Origin of the sequence: Streptomyces sp. NPDC090032 (genome assembly GCF_044748025.1) — a bacterium.
Taxonomy (GTDB): Bacteria; Actinomycetota; Actinomycetes; order Streptomycetales; family Streptomycetaceae; genus Streptomyces.
The window spans coordinates 276,582-292,096 of sequence record NZ_JBIVFF010000008.1 but is presented as its reverse complement, the minus strand read 5'-3'; the positions used below and the strand labels follow the sequence as shown (position 1 = coordinate 292,096).

The following is a 15,515-nucleotide window of genomic DNA, read 5'->3' as shown; positions in this document are numbered from 1 at the left end:
CGACGCGCCGGACGTGCCCCCAGGGCGCCCCGTCCTCCCCGCTGAACGATTGGAGTAACACCATGCACCTCGACCACTCGCACGACGGCCCCGCCGCTGTCAGCGCCGATGCCCGCCGCCCCGACGGCACCCGCCGCGCCCTGCGCATCGGTCTCGGCGGCCCGGTCGGCTCGGGCAAGACCGCCACCGTCGCCGCGCTCTGCCGCGCCCTGCGCGACGAGCTGTCCCTCGCCGTCGTGACGAACGACATCTACACGCGTGAGGACGCCGAGTTCCTGCTCCGCGAGGCCGTCCTGCCGCCCGAGCGCATCACCGCCGTGGAGACCGGAGCCTGCCCGCACACCGCCATCCGCGACGACATCTCCGCCAACCTGGAGGCCGTGGAGGACCTGGAGGACGAGGTCGGCCCGCTCGACCTGATCCTCGTCGAGTCCGGCGGCGACAACCTCACGGCCACCTTCTCGCGCGGACTCGTCGACGCGCAGATCTTCGTCATCGACGTCGCCGGCGGCGACGACATCCCGCGCAAGGGCGGCCCCGGCGTCACCACCGCCGACCTGCTCGTCATCAACAAGACCGACCTCGCCCCGTACGTCGGCTCCGACCTCGCCCGGATGTCCGCCGACGCGAAGGCGCAGCGCGCCGAACTCCCCGTCGTCCTGCAGTCCCTGCGTTCCACCGACGGTGTGGGCGAGGTCGCCGGCTGGGTGCGCGGACAGCTCACCGCGTGGACGGCATGACGGCAGGCGTACGCTCCACGGCCCGCATCACGGCGAGCGACGACGGCCGTGGCGGCACCTGCCTGCCCGTCCTCGACGGAGAGGGCTCGCTGGCCCTGCGCCGCATCCGCTCGACCGGTCCCGACGCGCGCGTGATGCTCGTCGGCGCCATGAGCGGGCCGCTCGGCGGGGACCGCATGAGCGTCGAGGCGCACGCGACGGCCGGTGCCCGCCTGCGCATCGGCTCCGTCGCCGCGACGATCGCCCTGCCCGGCCAGGCCAAGGGCGAGGCGCGCTACGACGTCCGGATCACGGTCGACGACGGGGCCGAACTGCACTGGCTGCCCGAGCAGTTGATCTCCGTGAGCGAGAGCGACCTGCGGGTCACCATGCGGGCCGAACTCGCCGAGGGCGCCCGGCTCGTGCTGCGAGAGGAGCAGGTGCTCGGCCGCACCGCCGAGGAACCCGGCCGGCTCACCAGCCGCCTCACCGTGAACCGGGCGGGCCGCCCCCTCCTCGACCAGGAACTGTCCTGCGGCCCCGGCGCACCCGGCGGCTGGGACGGCCCAGCCGCGCTCGCGGGGCACCGCGCGCTCGGTCAACTCGTCGTCGTGAGGCCCGAGTTCGAGAAGGACAAGCCGCCTCCCGCGCTGCTCGGCGAGAACGCCGCGCTGATGCCGCTCGCCGGGCCGGCCGTCCTGGTCACGGCCCTCGCGTCCGACGCGCTGCGGCTGCGTGGAACGCTCGACGACGCCCTGCGCCGCCTGGCCTGAGCCTCGACCCAGAGGGCCCGGCCGGTCCGTACCAAGCGGCCGTACGGGCCCATTCCGCTCACCGGGACGGGTTATACCGTTTATCGGATTGGTAAAGAACGTCAACAGTCTCTGTTGTCAGGGACGGTGCAGGCGCGAGGATCCCCGTACTGATCGAGAACCCGATCGAAGTAACGGTCGAATCGATGTACGGAGGCCTCAGTTGAGACGGACTCGACTTACCAGTCGAAGCAGCCGGAAGGCGGTGATCGGCTCCGCCGGAACCCTCGTGGCGGCGACCCTGATAGCCGGAGCCATGGCGGCGCCGCTCGCCAGCGCGGACTCCCGGAACGGCCAGGACCGTGAGGCCCGCGGTGCGGCCGTCGCGGCGGCCCGTGCCGCCAAGGCCGGCATCGACTGGAAGGACTGCCCCGCGGACTGGGGCATCGCCAAGCCCATCCAGTGCGGCTGGGTGACGGTGCCGCTCGACTACGCGAAGCCGTACGGCAAGCAGATCAAGCTGGCCGTCGACCGCATAGGCTCCACCGGCACCAAGGACGAGCGCCAGGGCGCCCTCGTCTACAACCCGGGCGGCCCCGGCGGCTCCGGCATGCGCTTCCCGACGCGCGTGACCACCAAGAACCCGCTCTGGACGAAGACTTCGAAGGCCTACGACTTCGTCGGCTTCGACCCGCGCGGCGTCGGCCACTCGGCGCCGATCTCCTGCATCGACCCGCAGGAGTACGTGAAGGCCCCCAAGGCCGACCCGGTCCCCGACTCCGAGGCCGACAAGCTCGCCCAGCGCAAGCTCGCCAAGGAGTACGCGGACGGCTGCGCCGAGCGCAGCGGCGACATGCTGCCGCAGATGACCACGCCGAACACCGCGCGCGACCTCGACGTCATCCGCGCCGCCCTCGGTGAGAAGAAGCTCAACTACCTGGGCGTCTCCTACGGCACGTACCTGGGCGCCGTCTACGGCACGCTCTTCCCGGGCCACGTCCGCCGCATGATCGTCGACAGCGTCGTCGACCCGTCGCGCGACAACATCTGGTACGAGGCCAACCTCGGCCAGGACGTCGCCTTCCAGGGCCGCTGGAACGACTGGACCTCGTGGGTGGCCAAGAACGACGCCTCCTTCCACCTCGGTGACACGCAGGCCAAGGTCGAGGCCCAGTGGGTCAAGCTGCGCGCCGCCGCGAAGAAGAACCCCATCGGCGGCGTCGTCGGCCCCGCCGAGCTGATCGCCTTCTTCCAGAGCGCCCCGTACTACGACTCGTCGTGGGTGCCGGTCGCGCAGGTGTGGAGCAAGTACGTCGCCGGCGACACCCAGGCGCTCGTCGACGCCGCGGCCCCCGACATGTCGGACACCGCGGGCAACGCCGCGTCGGAGAACGGCAACGCGGTCTACACCGCCGTCGAGTGCGCCGACGCCAAGTGGCCCACCAGCTGGCAGAAGTGGGACCGCGACAACACGCGCCTGCACAAGGACTATCCGTTCATGACGTGGGCGAACGCGTGGATGAACCTGCCGTGTGCCACCTGGCCCACCAAGCAGCAGACCCCCGTGAACGTGAAGACCGGCAAGGGCCTGCCCGCCGTCCTGATCGTCCAGTCCACCCGTGACGCGGCCACCCCCTACAAGGGCGCCGTCGAACTGCATCAGCGCTTCAAGGGCTCGCGCCTGATCACCGAGAAGGACGCGGGCTCCCACGGTGTCACCGGCCTGACCAACCCGTGCATCAACGACCGGGTCGACACCTACCTGCTCACCGGCAAGACGGACGCCAAGGACGTGACCTGCACCCCGCACGCCACGCCCAAGCCGTAACCACCGTCTGACGGCCGTACCTTGACGGCCCGGCCCCCGCTCGGGGCCGGGCCGTCACTGTGCGGTCAGCCGCGCCGGGCCAGCCACGCGTCCTCGGCGGCGTAGTCGACGAGCCCCGTCGTGTAGCTGCGCACCATCGCCGGGAACGCCTCCTCCCAGTCGCGCCCCGCGCTCAGCCGCTCGGTCAGCCAGCCCACCGTCTCGGGCAGCGACGCGCTGTACGTCGTCGCCGCGCGATAGCCCAACTCCCGCTCCGCGGCGGCCATGTCGTACACGACGGGATGCGCGATGGACCACGGGGTGTCACCCACGCTCGGCTCCGGAGGCGCACCGTCCACCAGGACCGTCTCCGTCTCGGCCCCCATCACGGCGTCGATCTGCGCCCCGATCTCCGCGATCGTCGGCGCCTCGGGGTCCCCCGCGTTCAGGACCCGCGAGCCGGGCTGCGCGGCGGCGAGCCGCACCAGCTCGGCGAGGTTGTGCACGCTGACCGGATGGAACCGGCTGCGCCCGCCGTGCGCCAGCACGCGCGTACGGCGGCCGTCCAGATTCCGCTTCACGAAGTACAGTTCGCGCGGCGTGCGGCAGTGCGGCCCGTGCACGGCGCCCGCGCGCAGAAGCGTCGCCGGCAGCCGGTCGCCCAGCGCCAGCAGCTCCCGCTCAAGAGCGACCTTCCGCGTGCTGTACGTCGCGTCGCCGGGCGCGACCGTCCGCTGGGTCTCCGAAATCGGTACCGGGTACTCGGGCGACCCGTCCGGCTCGCCCTGCGTGTCGAACCCCCGGCCCTTGTCGTCCTCGTAGACCGACCCGCTGGAGATCACCACCGCTGAGCCGATGCGGCCGGCGAACGAGGCCAGCTGTCGCGCGTGGGCCGCGCCGTACGCCACCGTGTCCACGACCACGTCCACGCCGTCCCCGAGCACCGAGCCGAGCGCCGCGTCGTCCTCCCGGTCGGCACGGGACTCCCGCACGTCACCCGGCCAGTTCGCGTCCCGCCCGCCGCCCCGGGAGACCGCTGTCACCGCCCAGCCGTCCTCCGCGAGCGCCCGCACCGCCACGCGCCCGATCTGCCCCGTCGCCCCGATCACCACCGCAGTCCTCATGATCGGGGACCGTAGCCCGGACAGGGCGTCACCTCCAGGGCCTTACGCGGAGCGCAGAAGCCCCGGCCGCCGCTCTCAGCTCAAAGGCATCCGCGGGAACTTCCGGGCCTTCTCCTTGGCCTCTTCGGCCTCGGCCTTGACGTCGGCCGCGTACTTGTCGACGTACTCCTGGCCGGAGAGGCCGAGGATCGCGTAGATGATCTCGTCGGTGACCGCGCGGAGGATCGCCTTCTCGCCGTCCATGCCCGCGTAGCGCGAGAAGTCCAGCGGTTCGCCGAAGCGGATCGTCACGCGGCGGAGGTTCGGGATGACCTGGCCGGGCGGTTGGGCCTCGAAGGTGCCGATCATCGCGCAGGGGATCACCGGGACCTGTCCCTTGAGCGCCATCGCGGCCACGCCGACCTTGCCCTTGTAGAGCCGCCCGTCGTGCGAACGCGTGCCCTCCGGGTAGATCCCGAGCAGCTCGCCCTTGCTCAGCACGCCGAGGCCCTCGCGGATCGCGGCCTGACCCGCCGCCTTGCCGGAGCGGTCCACCGGAATCTGACCGGCGCTGCGGAAGAACGCGGCGGTCAGCCGGCCCTTGATGCCCGGGCCCGTGAAGTACTCCGCCTTCGCCAGGAACGTGATGCGCCGCTTCAGGATGGCCGGCATGAGGAAGTGGTCCGAGAACGACAGGTGATTGCCCGCGACGATCGCCGCGCCCGACTCCGGCACATGTTCGAGCCCCTCGATCCGGGGCCGGAACGCCAGCCGCAGCAGTGGGCCGAGAATCACGTACTTGAGCAGTCGGTAGAACATGCTGGGCCGCCTTCGCCGTGGATCGAGATGCGTGCGCACAGTAACCAATCGTCGGCCCGCGCGCGAGAGCCCGTTCGGACCCTGCCGGACCACCGACCGGGGGACCGCACGGCGCGTCCGCTTGGCTGCCGCCCGCTGCACGGAGTGCCCTGGCCGCCTCACTTCTCCCCGTATCCGCACCGGAGGTCCCGTGATGCGTCCGCTCGTCATCGCCGCCGCAGCCCTCACCGTTCTCGCCGCTGCCGGCCCCGCCCGCGCCACCGCCACCGACCCGCCCGCGCCCCAGGGGCTCTTCCTCACCGTCTCCGGGGACCAGGGCTCGTGGATGCGCGGTGAGCTGCTGCGCTGCGAGCCGGCGGCGTCCGGGCACCACCCGTACGCCTCAAAGGCGTGCGCGGCACTCGACGGAGCGCGGGGGAATCTGGACGCCCTGGCTCCGGACCGGGAGATGTGCACCCAGGTCTATGCCCCGGTGACCGTCACCGCCAGCGGCACGTACCGCGGCAAGAGGATCACCTGGCAGAAGACGTTCGCCAACGCCTGCACGATGAACGCGTCGACCGGGTCCGTCTTCCGCTTCTGACGCGCGGGGCCGGCTCTCGCGCGGCACCGGGCCCTGCGTCAGGTGCTGCGCGACGCGGCCATCCCGAGGGTGAGCAGACCGAGCACGACCCAGCCGAACCACAGCCAGCCGTTGCTCCCCAGCGCGACCGTGTAGGCAGTCACCGCGACGAGGGCGCCGACGGTGAGCACCCCCATCGTCTTCATCGATCCGGGCATGGCCCGCCTCCTCCCGGCAACCGGACGGCGCAGCGCCCGGACCACGGCTGAACACCATGGTCACCCCTCAGGGGTGCCGGGCGCTACTGGCCGCGCGTGTTCAGTGAGGCGAGATACGCGTTGTACGCGACCAGCTCCTGGTCACCGTCGCGGTCCGCGGCCCGGTCCTTGCGGCGCGCCTGCCGGTCCTCGGACTTCTTCCACTGGAAGAGCAGCGCGAGCAGCACGAGCACCGACGGCACCTCGCTGAACGCCCAGGCGATGCCGCCCGCCGCCGTCTGGTCCGCCAGCGCGTCGATCCCGAGCGAGGCCGGCGGGTGCTCGTACGTGCCGATCATCGGCCCGGACGCCATCATCAGCGCGATGCCGAAGAACGCGTGGAAGGGCATTCCCGCGAAGAGCTCCAGCATCCGCATGACATAGCCGGGGCGGTGCGGGCCCGGGTCCACGCCCATGATCGGCCAGAAGAAGACCAGGCCGACGGCGAGGAAGTGCACCATCATGCCGATGTGTCCGACCTTCGAACCCATCAGGGTGTCGAAGATCGGCGTGAAGTAGAGCGCGTACAGGCTCGCGATGAACAGCGGGATCGTGAACGCGGGATGCGTGACGATCCGCATGTACCGGCTGTGCAGCAGCATCAGGAGCAGCTCGCGCGGCCCCTTGGTGCCGCGCCGCGCCACCGGCATCGCCCGCAGCGCGAGCGTGATCGGCGCGCCCATCAGGAGCAGGATCGGCGACAGCATGCTGATCACCATGTGCTGCACCATGTGCACGCTGAACATGACCATGCCGTAGTCGTTGAGCTTGGTGCACATCACCAGCAGCACGGTCAGGACGCCGACGACGAACGACAGTGTGCGGCCCACCTGCCAGCTGTCACCGCGCCGCGCGAGCCGCACGACCCCCCAGCCGTACAGGCCGAGCGCCACCAGGCACCCGATCAGGAAGAAGGGGTCCGCCGACCATTCGAGGCCTCGCCCCAGCGTGAACGGCGGCAGATCCATGTTCATGCCGTGCCCGCTGTGATCCATCCGCCGGCTCCTGATTGGTACTGGTTGTGGACTGTCTGTCCGCACCAGAGTAGAACTGCCCCCGGTCGCGGCTGCGACCGGGGGCAGACTCTTCAAGCACGAACTACAGAACGCACTCCGCCTCGGCGTACCGCTCCTGCGGAACGGTCTTCAGCGTCTCCACGGCCTCGGCGAGCGACACCATCACGATGTCCGTGCCGCGCAGCGCCGTCATCATGCCGAACTCGCCGCGGTGCACGGCCTCGACGGCGTGCCAGCCGAAGCGCGTGGCGAGCACACGGTCGTACGCGGTGGGGGTGCCGCCGCGCTGGACGTGACCGAGGATCACCGGGCGGGCCTCCTTGCCGAGGCGCTGCTCCAGCTCGCCGGAGAGCCGCGTGGCGATGCCCGCGAAGCGCTCGTGGCCGTACATGTCCTTGACGCCCTCGTCGAACTCCATGGAGCCGGGGGCGGGCTTGGCGCCCTCGGCGGCCACCACGATGGCGAACTTCTTGCCCGCGGAGAACCGCTCGCCGACCTTCGCGGCCAGCTCCTCGATGTCGAAGGGGCGCTCCGGCACGACGATGGCGTGCGCGCCCGCCGCCATGCCCGAGTGCAGCGCGATCCAGCCGGTGTGCCGGCCCATGACCTCGACGATCAGGACGCGCTGGTGGGACTCGGCCGTCGTCTTGAGGCGGTCGAGCGCCTCGGTCGCGACGCCGACGGCCGTGTCGAAGCCGAAGGTGACATCGGTGACGGCGATGTCGTTGTCGATCGTCTTCGGTACGCCGACGATCGGGAGGCCGCTGTCCGACAGGAGGCGGGCCGCCTTCAGCGTGCCCTCTCCGCCGATCGGGATGATCGCGTCAAGACCCAGCTCCTCGACATGGCCCCTGGCCCGCTCCACGCCGTCGCGCAGATGCGCGGGCTGGACCCGCGACGAGCCGAGGATCGTGCCGCCGCGAGCGAGGATGCCGCCCACCGCGTCCAGGTCGAGCTTGCGGTAGTCGCACTCCAGCAGGCCCTTCCAGCCGTCGTGGAAGCCGATGACCTCGTCGCCGTGGTCGACGACGGCACGGTGCACGACCGAACGAATCACGGCGTTCAGGCCGGGGCAGTCTCCGCCGGAGGTGAGGACACCAATACGCATAGCCCGAGAACCTTTGCAAAGTGGGCCGATGACCGGACCACTTTGTCCGGCTGGATCCCCGCCACCCTACCGGCGGGAGGGGGCGGGGCCGCACCTGACGTCCGCCTGCTGGACTGACCCGCTCACTTGTGCGGGACAGCGATCAGGCGGGCTGCTGAGCCGCCGAGATCCGCTCGTTGCGCAGCGCCTCGTACCAGCGGTCGTCGACCGGCGGCAGTGCGTTGACATCGAGGGCCAGCTTCAGGAGCAGGTCCGCGATCAGCGGGTTGCGGGCGAGGACGGGGCCGTGCATGTACGTGCCGAACACGGTGTCGTTGAACGCGCCCTCCGTGCCGTCACCCGTGCCGTTGCCCCGGCCGATCTGCACCCGGGCGAAGGGCCGCGCCGACGGGCCGAGGTGCGTGATGCCCTGGTGGTTCTCGAAGCCCGTCAGCGGGGGGAGCCCCAACTGCGGGTCGATGTCGCCCAGTACGTCGCCGACGCACCGCTCGCCCTCACCACGCGTGGACACCACGTCGAGCAGGCCGAGACCCTGCTCGCGCTCGCCCAGGTCGTTGATGAACTCGTGGCCGAGGATCTGGTAACCGGCGCAGACCGAGAAGACGATCGCGCCGTTGGCCACGGCCCGCTGGAGACCGCCGTCACGGCGCAGCCGCTCCGCGGCGAGACGCTGCGGCCGGTCCTCACCGCCGCCGATCAGGTAGATGTCGCCGGAGGTGGGAATCGGCTGGTCGCTGCGGACGTCGAGGCGGTGCACGTCGAGGCGGCGCTGGCGGGCGCGGCGCTCCACGACGAGGGCGTTGCCCTGGTCGCCGTACGTGCTCAGGAGGTCCGGGTAGACCCAGACCAGACGAAGGCCGTTGTCGCTCATGCTCATGAATCCTCTGCGGGGTCTCAGTTGCCGACGCGGCGGCGGACGTCCTGGAACGCGGTGTAGTTGGCGATCAGCTCGATCCGCCCGGGCGGGGCGGACTGCACCGCCTCGTCGACGCTGTCGCAGACCCGGAAGTCCAGGCCGGCGACCTCGAGCCGGACGGCGAGGTCGAGCCTGCGGTCGCCGATCACGAAGATCGGGTGACCGGCCAGGCGCGTGTAGTCGACGTCCCACAGCCAGGAGGTGTCGGTGCCGTCGGCGCCGCGCGCGTTGACCGAAAGGATCACCGGGGTCGGCGGCGGGTCGATCAGGGAAAACGTTTCGAGCCAGCCCGCAGGGTTCTTCGCGAGGAGCAGACGCAGGTCGCGGCCGAGGAACTGCACGACGTCGTAGCGTCCGGCGACCGCCTGCACCTGGTACATGCGCTCGAGGGCCACCTGGGGCGGCACGCCGAAGCACGCGGCGACGGCGGCCGACGAGGTCGCGTTCGCCTTGTTGGCGCGGCCGGGCAGCTGGAGGTGGATCGGCCAGGCCGAGCCGTGCGGGTCGAGGACGTAGTCGCCCTGGAGCGCCCAGCTGGGCGTCGGGCGGCGGAAGCCGCACTCGCCGCAGTACCAGTCGTCGCCGGGGCGCTGCATCACGCCGCCGCACGACGGGCAGGACCACGCGTCGTCCTTCCACTCCTGCCCGGCGGCGACCCACACCACGTTCGGCGAGGAGGAGGCGGCCCAGACGACCAGCGGGTCGTCCGCGTTCGCGATCACGATCGCCTTCGAACCGGCCAGGCCCTCACGCCACTTCTCGGCGAGCATGCGGGTCTCGGCGGCGCGGTCGAGCTGGTCGCGCGAGAGGTTGAGCAGCGCGATCGCCTTCGGGGCGGTGTCGCGGGCGACACCCGCGAGGTACTTCTCGTCGACCTCGATCACGCCGAACTTCGCGTCCGAGCCGCCGGCCAGCGCCGACGTGATGCCCGCGGGCATGTTCGCGCCGAGCGCGTTCGACACGACGGGGCCGGCGGCGCGCAGGGCCTCGGCGATCAGCCGGGTGGTGGTGGTCTTGCCGTTCGTCGCGGAGACGAGCACCACGTCCAGATGCTGGGCAAGCCGCCCGAGCAGCTCGGGGTCGAGCCTGAGCGCGACCTTGCCGCCGATCACCGATCCGCTGCCGCGGCCCGCCGCGCGGGACACCGCCGCGGCCGCCTTGCCCGCCGTGACGGCCAGCTTGGCCCGCGGAGTCAGCGGCTCCGAGTTGCCTGACATCGTTCTGGATCCTCCTTGCGTACGGCGCCGCGCCTGCCCCCGGCATCGCTTGGTGGAGTCAGCCTATCGAGATCCACCTTTGCGCCCGAACCGCGGCACCACCCCGGATCCGGGGTTCGCCCTGACCGTACCCTTACGGCCATGCGACACGGCTCGATCCCGGGCGCCTCCGGGCGCGTAAGACCCCTGACCCTGCTCGGTGATCCCGTGCTGCACACGCCCTGCCAGGAGGTGACAGATTTCGGCCCCGCGCTCGGCCGACTTGTGGAGGACCTCTTCGCGACGATGTACGCCGCCCAGGGCGTGGGCCTCGCGGCGAATCAGATCGGCGAGTCCGCGCGGGTGTTCGTGTACGACTGCCCCGACGACGAGGACGTCCGCCACCTCGGGTACATCGTGAACCCACGCCTCGTCGACGCGGACGGCGTGGTCGTACGCGGACCGGAGGGCTGTCTCTCGCTGCCGGGCCTGGAGGCGGGCACGCCCCGCTTCGACCACGCCCGCGTCGAGGGCGTGGACCTGCGGGGTGAGCCTCTGGTGGTGCACGGCACCGGCTGGTTCGCCCGCTGCCTCCAGCACGAGTGCGACCACCTGGAGGGGCGGCTCTACACGGACCACGTCACGGGGTGGCGCCGTCGCAGGGTCCTGCGTCAGGCGGCGCGGGCCCCCTGGGCGAGCGACGCGGACTCCTGAGGCCTCTGGGGCTAGAAGCCGGGCCCGCCCACCTTGTCGCCCGCCGCGGCGAGCCTGCCCCACAGCAGGTCGGCGAGGCTGCGCACCAACTCGCTTCGCGAGCAGGGCCTTTCGCCGAGCCACCAGTCGCCCGCGGCGTGCATCATGCCGACGATCCCGTGGCCCCAGACCCGCGCGAGCTGCTGGCTGCCGGGGCCGAGGTCGACGCGCTCCTCGATGACCTCGGCGAGCTCCTCGCCCATGCGGCGCAGCAGGGGAGCGGAGTGCTTGCCGACGTAGAAGCCCTGCTCGCCCGGCGCCGTGCTCTCGGACACGCTCTCCGAGGGATGCATGAGGAAGCGGTACACCTGAGGCCGCGCCTCGATCGCCGCGAGATAGGTGTCGAGCGTGGACTCGACCCGCTCGCGGCGCTCGGCCGGGGCGTCGAGCGCAGCCCGCAGCGAGGCGAGGAGCGCGTCGGTGTGGCGCTTGGCGAGCGCGGCGTAGAGGCCGCCCTTGTCGCCGAAGTGCCGGTAGAGGATCGGCTTGGTGATGCCCGCCTCGGCCGCGATGGCGTTCATGGACGCACCGGGCCCGTCGCGGAGCACCACGCGGTCCGCGGCCTCCAGCAGCTCTCGCCGCCGGCGCTCGGCAGACGACTGCTGATCCGTCCGCTGTGTGGTCTCCATGAGGTTCTCCCCGCCCGTGCGATGGCCTGACGCACGCGAAACGTAACACTCGACGGTCTCGGGGCATCGAACGGGCTGCCGGGAGTTGACAGGGGCTACTGGCGAGTAACACACTGCCGTTACCGCAAGTAACGTCTTGAAGTGTACGCAGTGCTGGAGGGGTCATGGCCGAGTTCACGATGGATCTGAACGACGAGCAGAAGGAAGTCAGGGACTGGCTCCACGGGTTCGCCGCCGATGTGATCCGTCCCGCGGCCGCCGAGTGGGACGAGCGCGAAGAGACGCCGTGGCCGGTCATCCAGGAAGCCGCGAAGATCGGCATCTATTCCCTGGACTTCTACGCACAGCAGTTCTTCGACCCCACCGGCCTCGGCATCCCGATGGCCATGGAGGAGCTCTTCTGGGGCGACGCGGGCATAGCCCTGTCGATCGTCGGCACCGGACTCGCCGCGGTCGGCGTCCTCGCCAACGGCACCGAGGAGCAGATCGGCACCTGGATCCCTCAGATGTACGGCGACGCCACCGACGTCAAGGTCGCCGCCTTCTGCTCGTCCGAGCCGGACGCCGGATCCGACGTCGCCTCCATGCGGACCCGCGCCGTCTACGACGCGGCCAAGGACGAGTGGGTCCTCAACGGCACCAAGACCTGGGCGACCAACGGAGGCATCGCCAACGTCCACGTCGTCGTCGCCGTCGTCGACCCCGAGCTCGGCTCCAAGGGCCACGCCTCCTTCATCGTCCCGCCGAACACGCCGGGCCTGTCCCAGGGGCAGAAGTTCAAGAAGCACGGCATCCGCGCCTCGCACACCGCCGAGGTCGTCCTCGAGGACGTGCGCGTGCCCGGCTCCTGCCTGCTCGGCGGCAAGGACAAGCTCGACGAGCGCATGGCACGCGCGCGTGAGCGCGCCAAGGCCGGCGGCGGCGAGCGCGTGAAGAACGCGGCCATGGCCACGTTCGAGGCGTCCCGCCCGGCTGTCGGCGCGATGGCGGTGGGCACGGCCCGCGCCGCGTACGAGGAGGCCCTGGAGTACGCCAGGACGCGTACGCAGTTCGGCCGCCCGATCATCGACAACCAGGGCGTCGCCTTCCAGCTCGCCGACATGCGCACCCAGATCGACGCGGCGCGACTCCTGGTGTGGCGTGCCTCCTGGATGGCGACCACGGGCAAGAAGTTCGAGTCGGCCGAGGGCTCCATGTCGAAGCTCTTCGCGAGCGAGACCGCCAAGAAGGTCACCGGCCAGGCCATCCAGATCCTCGGCGGCAACGGCTTCACCCGCGAGTACCCGGTCGAGCGCATGCACCGCGATGCCGCGATCTACACGATCTTCGAGGGCACCAGCGAGATCCAGCGTCTCGTGATCGCCCGCACGCTCTCGGGTCTGCCGATCCGCTAGCCGAGTCGGCCGGTGCCCTTCGCGCGGCGGAGGGCACCGGCTTCAGCGGCTGTGCCGCAGTGGTCAGAGCCGGGCGGCGACCTTGCGGGCGATGCGGACGACGTCGCCGGAGGGCCGTGCGGAGTACGCCGGGTGGTCGCGGACCCAGCCGTCCTCCAGGGCGTACCAGTCGACCGGCCGCGGCGTCGTGCCATCGGCGAGGGCAACCGCGAGCCCGTCGAAGTAGGTCCACCAGCGCAGCGTGTAGAGGCCGCCCACGAGCCCGGCCCACTCGCGGTTCGCGTAGTCGTGCAGCCCGCCGTCGTCGGCACCCGAACGCGGGCCCCACACCGTCACCAGGGACACCGCGTCGTACTCGAGACGATCCCGCTCCTCGTCGTCGGCGCCCCACGCGCGCGCGTCGGCGATCCAGCGCCCCAGCAGATGGCGCGGCTGCGTGGCGACGGTCTCCTCCAGCAGCCCGAGCCAGGTGAACCACTCACCCGTCAGTTCCTCGAAAGCCACGCGGTCCTCGGCGTCGTACGCGGCCTTGATCCGCGGCAGCAGGACGCGGCTGCGGTGCGAGATCGTCTGCCGGGTGACGTCCATCAGGTCGTAGGCGTACGCGGAGCTGTGGCGCAAGCCCGGTGCGACCGCGAGCAGTTCGGGCAGGGCCCGCGCGAACTCCTCGGAGTCGTAGCGCAGCGCGCCCGGCGACCAGGACGCGCCGCTGGACACGTCCAGGGCGGGCCGGGCGCCGAACAGGCCGTCGTGGCCCTCGCTCCAGCTGTCCGCCCGCGTGGTGCCGTACGCGGTGCGGCGCAGGACGTCCCACGCGGCCACCGCGTGCGCGTCGTGGCCGCCGTAGCGCTGTGTCGGCCACTGCTCGAACCAGCTCTTCAGCTCGACGGAGCCGTCCGTCCACGGCAGATCGCTGAAGAGGGCGAACGCGGCCGGATTGTTGTCGGCGCCCTCGGGCATGAGCGCGATGCCGTCCAGGGCGCTGTTCTCCTTGGTGCGCCAACTCTCGTACAGCGAGGCCCAGTCGGGAGTGTTGGCGCCCATCGTCGTGTGGCCGCCGAAATTCCAGATCGAGCCGAACGCGTAGGGCGTGCCCGCCCAGTCCTCCTCGCGGTCGGTCACCGTGGGGAAGCGGTCGGAGAGGCCGTCGACGATGAACATCTTCGAGCGGTCGACGGCGTCGAGGATGTCGCGGCGCGGGTTGGTCTGCCAGCCGAGGATGTTCCAGATCGCGCCGGGATGGGCGGTGCGCAGCGCCTTCTCGACCGCCTTCGCGGCCTCGCCCACCGGTACGTCCCCCGGCTTGCCGCCCTCGTGCAGCAGGTCGAGTTTGTACATGGTGGTGTCGCCGAGCAGTTCGCTCTGCACGCGGTAGAAGGTCTCCGCGATCCTCGCGAAGTGCGGGTCTCGCGGGTCGAGCCAGTCGGGGCGCGTGAAGCCGACCCAGTCGCCCTGCGGGACGACGTGCGCGCCAGAATTCCGGTCGGCGAAACCGGGCGGGACGGTACCGAAGTAACCGGGGAACACCGGAGTCATGCCGAGCTCGCGGATCCGGCGGACGATTTTGCGGGCGAGCGCCGCACGCCGGTCGAGGAGCTTGCGCGACACGGGGTCGCCGAAGCCGGACATGTTCTGGAGCAGCCACCACGGCTGGTGGGCCGGGCCCGCGATCCACGCACGCATCTCGGCATCGCCGTAACCGAATTCCTGGAACGTGCGGTGGTAGACGGTGTCGGCGCCGAGGTGGACGAGGACCTCGTTGAAGCCGTGCAGCGCGAGGACGTCGAGCTCACGCTCCCAGTAGTCCCAGCCGTGATACGGGCCTGTGTAGCCGTCGTTGGTGTCGTTGAAGGCGAACCGGTGGGTGACGTTCGCGCCGCGCGTCACGGGCGCGGCGAGCGCGGGCAGCCGCGCCGGCAAGGACTCCGTCTGCTCGCCGCTCCACGAGAAGTGCGCGTGGGCGTGGTGGCGCAGGTAGTGGTGGAAGCCGGTCAACTGCACGGCGGGTGTGGTGCCTTCGACGAGGATGCGGCCTCTGGACCCCGACACCCTGAACGCGTCGCCGCTGCCGCGCTCGGGGCGGGGGAGGGTGCGGAAGGTGACCTGGTCGTGGTGGCGCGGCAGCAGCCGGGCCAGGGCGTCGGCGGCCGGCGTGCGCGAGGACGCTCCGCTTCCGGCACGGGCCCCGGAGGCCGACACGGTGAGCGCGGCGGTGGAGCCGAGGGCGGTGAGCACGGTACGACGACCGAGGTTCATGGAGCACTCCAAGCGCGTGAGTGGACTGGACCACTTGCCGCCGCGGATCTTACGGAGGGCGGGGAGGGTTCGGTAGGGAGCGTGAGTAAGCCCTTGTGGACGCCCGCTGGAGGGGAGGCCCGGCCGGGGTGGGGTGCAATCGTGCGCATGGGTGCGCCGCGTCGGCCGGGGCGCGCGCTGGTGCGTGGTCGCCTCGGCCGGAGCTCGCTCGTCCCGGGTGGCGTCCGG

15 protein-coding genes are annotated in these 15,515 nt (G+C 71.3%); 6 read left to right on the top strand and 9 right to left on the bottom strand.

Annotation, left to right across the window (positions count from 1 at the left end):
• Positions 1-62: 62 nt before the first annotated feature.
• The 3 genes from ureG (at position 63) to ACIPWY_RS22180 (ending at position 3,299) form a co-directional block, all read left to right on the top strand.
• A complete protein-coding gene (gene ureG, locus ACIPWY_RS22190) occupies positions 63-740 on the top strand; it encodes an urease accessory protein UreG (protein ID WP_362908860.1) in 678 nt (225 codons plus the stop codon).
• Entirely contained in the window at positions 737-1,492 is a 756-nt protein-coding gene (locus tag ACIPWY_RS22185) for an urease accessory protein UreD (RefSeq protein ID WP_401534530.1), read from the top strand. Before ureG ends, ACIPWY_RS22185 begins: the two co-directional genes overlap by 4 nt.
• Before the next feature lie 295 nt (positions 1,493-1,787).
• The gene (locus ACIPWY_RS22180) at positions 1,788-3,299 is read left to right on the top strand and encodes an alpha/beta hydrolase (RefSeq protein WP_362908912.1); all 1,512 of its coding nucleotides are present in this window, start codon (positions 1,788-1,790) and stop codon (positions 3,297-3,299) included.
• Positions 3,300-3,364: 65 nt separating this feature from the next.
• On the opposite strand, the gene ACIPWY_RS22175 is transcribed toward ACIPWY_RS22180, so the two are convergent.
• A complete protein-coding gene (locus tag ACIPWY_RS22175) occupies positions 3,365-4,402 on the bottom strand; it encodes an NAD-dependent epimerase/dehydratase family protein (RefSeq protein ID WP_401534528.1) in 1,038 nt (345 codons plus the stop codon).
• A gap of 75 nt (positions 4,403-4,477) precedes the next feature.
• Entirely contained in the window at positions 4,478-5,200 is a 723-nt protein-coding gene (locus tag ACIPWY_RS22170; RefSeq protein WP_362908857.1) for a lysophospholipid acyltransferase family protein, read from the bottom strand.
• A 193-nt stretch (positions 5,201-5,393) separates the two neighbouring features.
• Between ACIPWY_RS22170 and ACIPWY_RS22165 the strand changes: the two genes are divergently transcribed.
• A complete protein-coding gene (locus ACIPWY_RS22165; protein ID WP_362908856.1) occupies positions 5,394-5,783 on the top strand; it encodes an SSI family serine proteinase inhibitor in 390 nt (129 codons plus the stop codon).
• Between the two features lie 38 nt (positions 5,784-5,821).
• On the opposite strand, the gene ACIPWY_RS22160 is transcribed toward ACIPWY_RS22165, so the two are convergent.
• From ACIPWY_RS22160 to ACIPWY_RS22140, 5 genes are all read right to left on the bottom strand, one after another.
• Positions 5,822-5,980 (bottom strand): hypothetical protein, encoded by a 159-nt coding sequence (locus ACIPWY_RS22160; RefSeq protein ID WP_100597532.1) that lies wholly within the window; start codon positions 5,978-5,980, stop codon positions 5,822-5,824.
• 83 nt (positions 5,981-6,063) lie between these two features.
• Positions 6,064-7,014: a cytochrome c oxidase assembly protein gene (locus tag ACIPWY_RS22155; RefSeq protein WP_401534524.1), complete on the bottom strand. Its 951-nt coding sequence runs from the start codon at positions 7,012-7,014 to the stop codon at positions 6,064-6,066.
• Between the two features lie 103 nt (positions 7,015-7,117).
• Positions 7,118-8,143, bottom strand: a complete 1,026-nt coding sequence (locus ACIPWY_RS22150; RefSeq protein ID WP_362908854.1) for a 6-phosphofructokinase — start codon at positions 8,141-8,143, stop codon at positions 7,118-7,120.
• Between the two features lie 142 nt (positions 8,144-8,285).
• Positions 8,286-9,014: a glutamine amidotransferase gene (locus ACIPWY_RS22145; RefSeq protein WP_362908853.1), complete on the bottom strand. Its 729-nt coding sequence runs from the start codon at positions 9,012-9,014 to the stop codon at positions 8,286-8,288.
• 23 nt (positions 9,015-9,037) lie between these two features.
• The gene (locus ACIPWY_RS22140) at positions 9,038-10,276 is read right to left on the bottom strand and encodes a Mur ligase family protein (RefSeq protein ID WP_266667981.1); all 1,239 of its coding nucleotides are present in this window, start codon (positions 10,274-10,276) and stop codon (positions 9,038-9,040) included.
• A 141-nt stretch (positions 10,277-10,417) separates the two neighbouring features.
• Here ACIPWY_RS22140 and def point away from each other — a divergent pair, with 141 nt between their 5' ends.
• Entirely contained in the window at positions 10,418-10,969 is a 552-nt protein-coding gene (gene def, locus ACIPWY_RS22135; RefSeq protein WP_362908852.1) for a peptide deformylase, read from the top strand.
• Positions 10,970-10,980: 11 nt separating this feature from the next.
• Here the strand turns inward: def and ACIPWY_RS22130 are convergent, their stop codons facing one another.
• Positions 10,981-11,637 carry a TetR family transcriptional regulator gene (locus tag ACIPWY_RS22130; RefSeq protein ID WP_362908851.1) on the bottom strand — a complete coding sequence of 219 codons (657 nt, stop codon included), beginning with the start codon at positions 11,635-11,637 and terminating at the stop codon, positions 10,981-10,983.
• A 164-nt stretch (positions 11,638-11,801) separates the two neighbouring features.
• On the opposite strand from ACIPWY_RS22130, the gene ACIPWY_RS22125 reads away from it, so the two are divergent.
• The gene (locus tag ACIPWY_RS22125) at positions 11,802-13,031 is read left to right on the top strand and encodes an acyl-CoA dehydrogenase family protein (RefSeq protein ID WP_362908850.1); all 1,230 of its coding nucleotides are present in this window, start codon (positions 11,802-11,804) and stop codon (positions 13,029-13,031) included.
• 63 nt (positions 13,032-13,094) lie between these two features.
• Here ACIPWY_RS22125 and ACIPWY_RS22120 read toward each other — a convergent pair whose 3' ends face one another.
• On the bottom strand, positions 13,095-15,287 hold the full coding sequence (locus tag ACIPWY_RS22120) for an alpha-N-acetylglucosaminidase (RefSeq protein WP_401534520.1): 2,193 nt from the start codon (positions 15,285-15,287) through the stop codon (positions 13,095-13,097).
• Between the last annotated feature and the right edge of the window lie 228 nt (positions 15,288-15,515).

Excerpts from the sequence above, each read along its gene's own strand:
- ACIPWY_RS22125 (WP_362908850.1), top strand. The coding sequence starts at position 11,802 with ATGGCCGAGTTCACGATGGATCTGAACGACGAGCAGAAGGAAGTCAGG.
- ureG (WP_362908860.1), top strand. The coding sequence starts at position 63 with ATGCACCTCGACCACTCGCACGACGGCCCCGCCGCTGTCAGCGCCGAT.
- ACIPWY_RS22160 (WP_100597532.1), bottom strand. The coding sequence starts at position 5,980 with ATGCCCGGATCGATGAAGACGATGGGGGTGCTCACCGTCGGCGCCCTC.
- ACIPWY_RS22130 (WP_362908851.1), bottom strand. The coding sequence starts at position 11,637 with ATGGAGACCACACAGCGGACGGATCAGCAGTCGTCTGCCGAGCGCCGG.
- ACIPWY_RS22120 (WP_401534520.1), bottom strand. The coding sequence starts at position 15,287 with ATGAACCTCGGTCGTCGTACCGTGCTCACCGCCCTCGGCTCCACCGCC.
- ACIPWY_RS22145 (WP_362908853.1), bottom strand. The coding sequence starts at position 9,014 with ATGAGCGACAACGGCCTTCGTCTGGTCTGGGTCTACCCGGACCTCCTG.
- ACIPWY_RS22180 (WP_362908912.1), top strand. The coding sequence starts at position 1,788 with ATGGCGGCGCCGCTCGCCAGCGCGGACTCCCGGAACGGCCAGGACCGT.
- ACIPWY_RS22150 (WP_362908854.1), bottom strand. The coding sequence starts at position 8,143 with ATGCGTATTGGTGTCCTCACCTCCGGCGGAGACTGCCCCGGCCTGAAC.
- ACIPWY_RS22140 (WP_266667981.1), bottom strand. The coding sequence starts at position 10,276 with ATGTCAGGCAACTCGGAGCCGCTGACTCCGCGGGCCAAGCTGGCCGTC.
- def (WP_362908852.1), top strand. The coding sequence starts at position 10,418 with ATGCGACACGGCTCGATCCCGGGCGCCTCCGGGCGCGTAAGACCCCTG.
- ACIPWY_RS22170 (WP_362908857.1), bottom strand. The coding sequence starts at position 5,200 with ATGTTCTACCGACTGCTCAAGTACGTGATTCTCGGCCCACTGCTGCGG.
- ACIPWY_RS22175 (WP_401534528.1), bottom strand. The coding sequence starts at position 4,402 with ATGAGGACTGCGGTGGTGATCGGGGCGACGGGGCAGATCGGGCGCGTG.
- ACIPWY_RS22165 (WP_362908856.1), top strand. The coding sequence starts at position 5,394 with ATGCGTCCGCTCGTCATCGCCGCCGCAGCCCTCACCGTTCTCGCCGCT.
- ACIPWY_RS22185 (WP_401534530.1), top strand. The coding sequence starts at position 737 with ATGACGGCAGGCGTACGCTCCACGGCCCGCATCACGGCGAGCGACGAC.
- ACIPWY_RS22155 (WP_401534524.1), bottom strand. The coding sequence starts at position 7,014 with ATGGATCACAGCGGGCACGGCATGAACATGGATCTGCCGCCGTTCACG.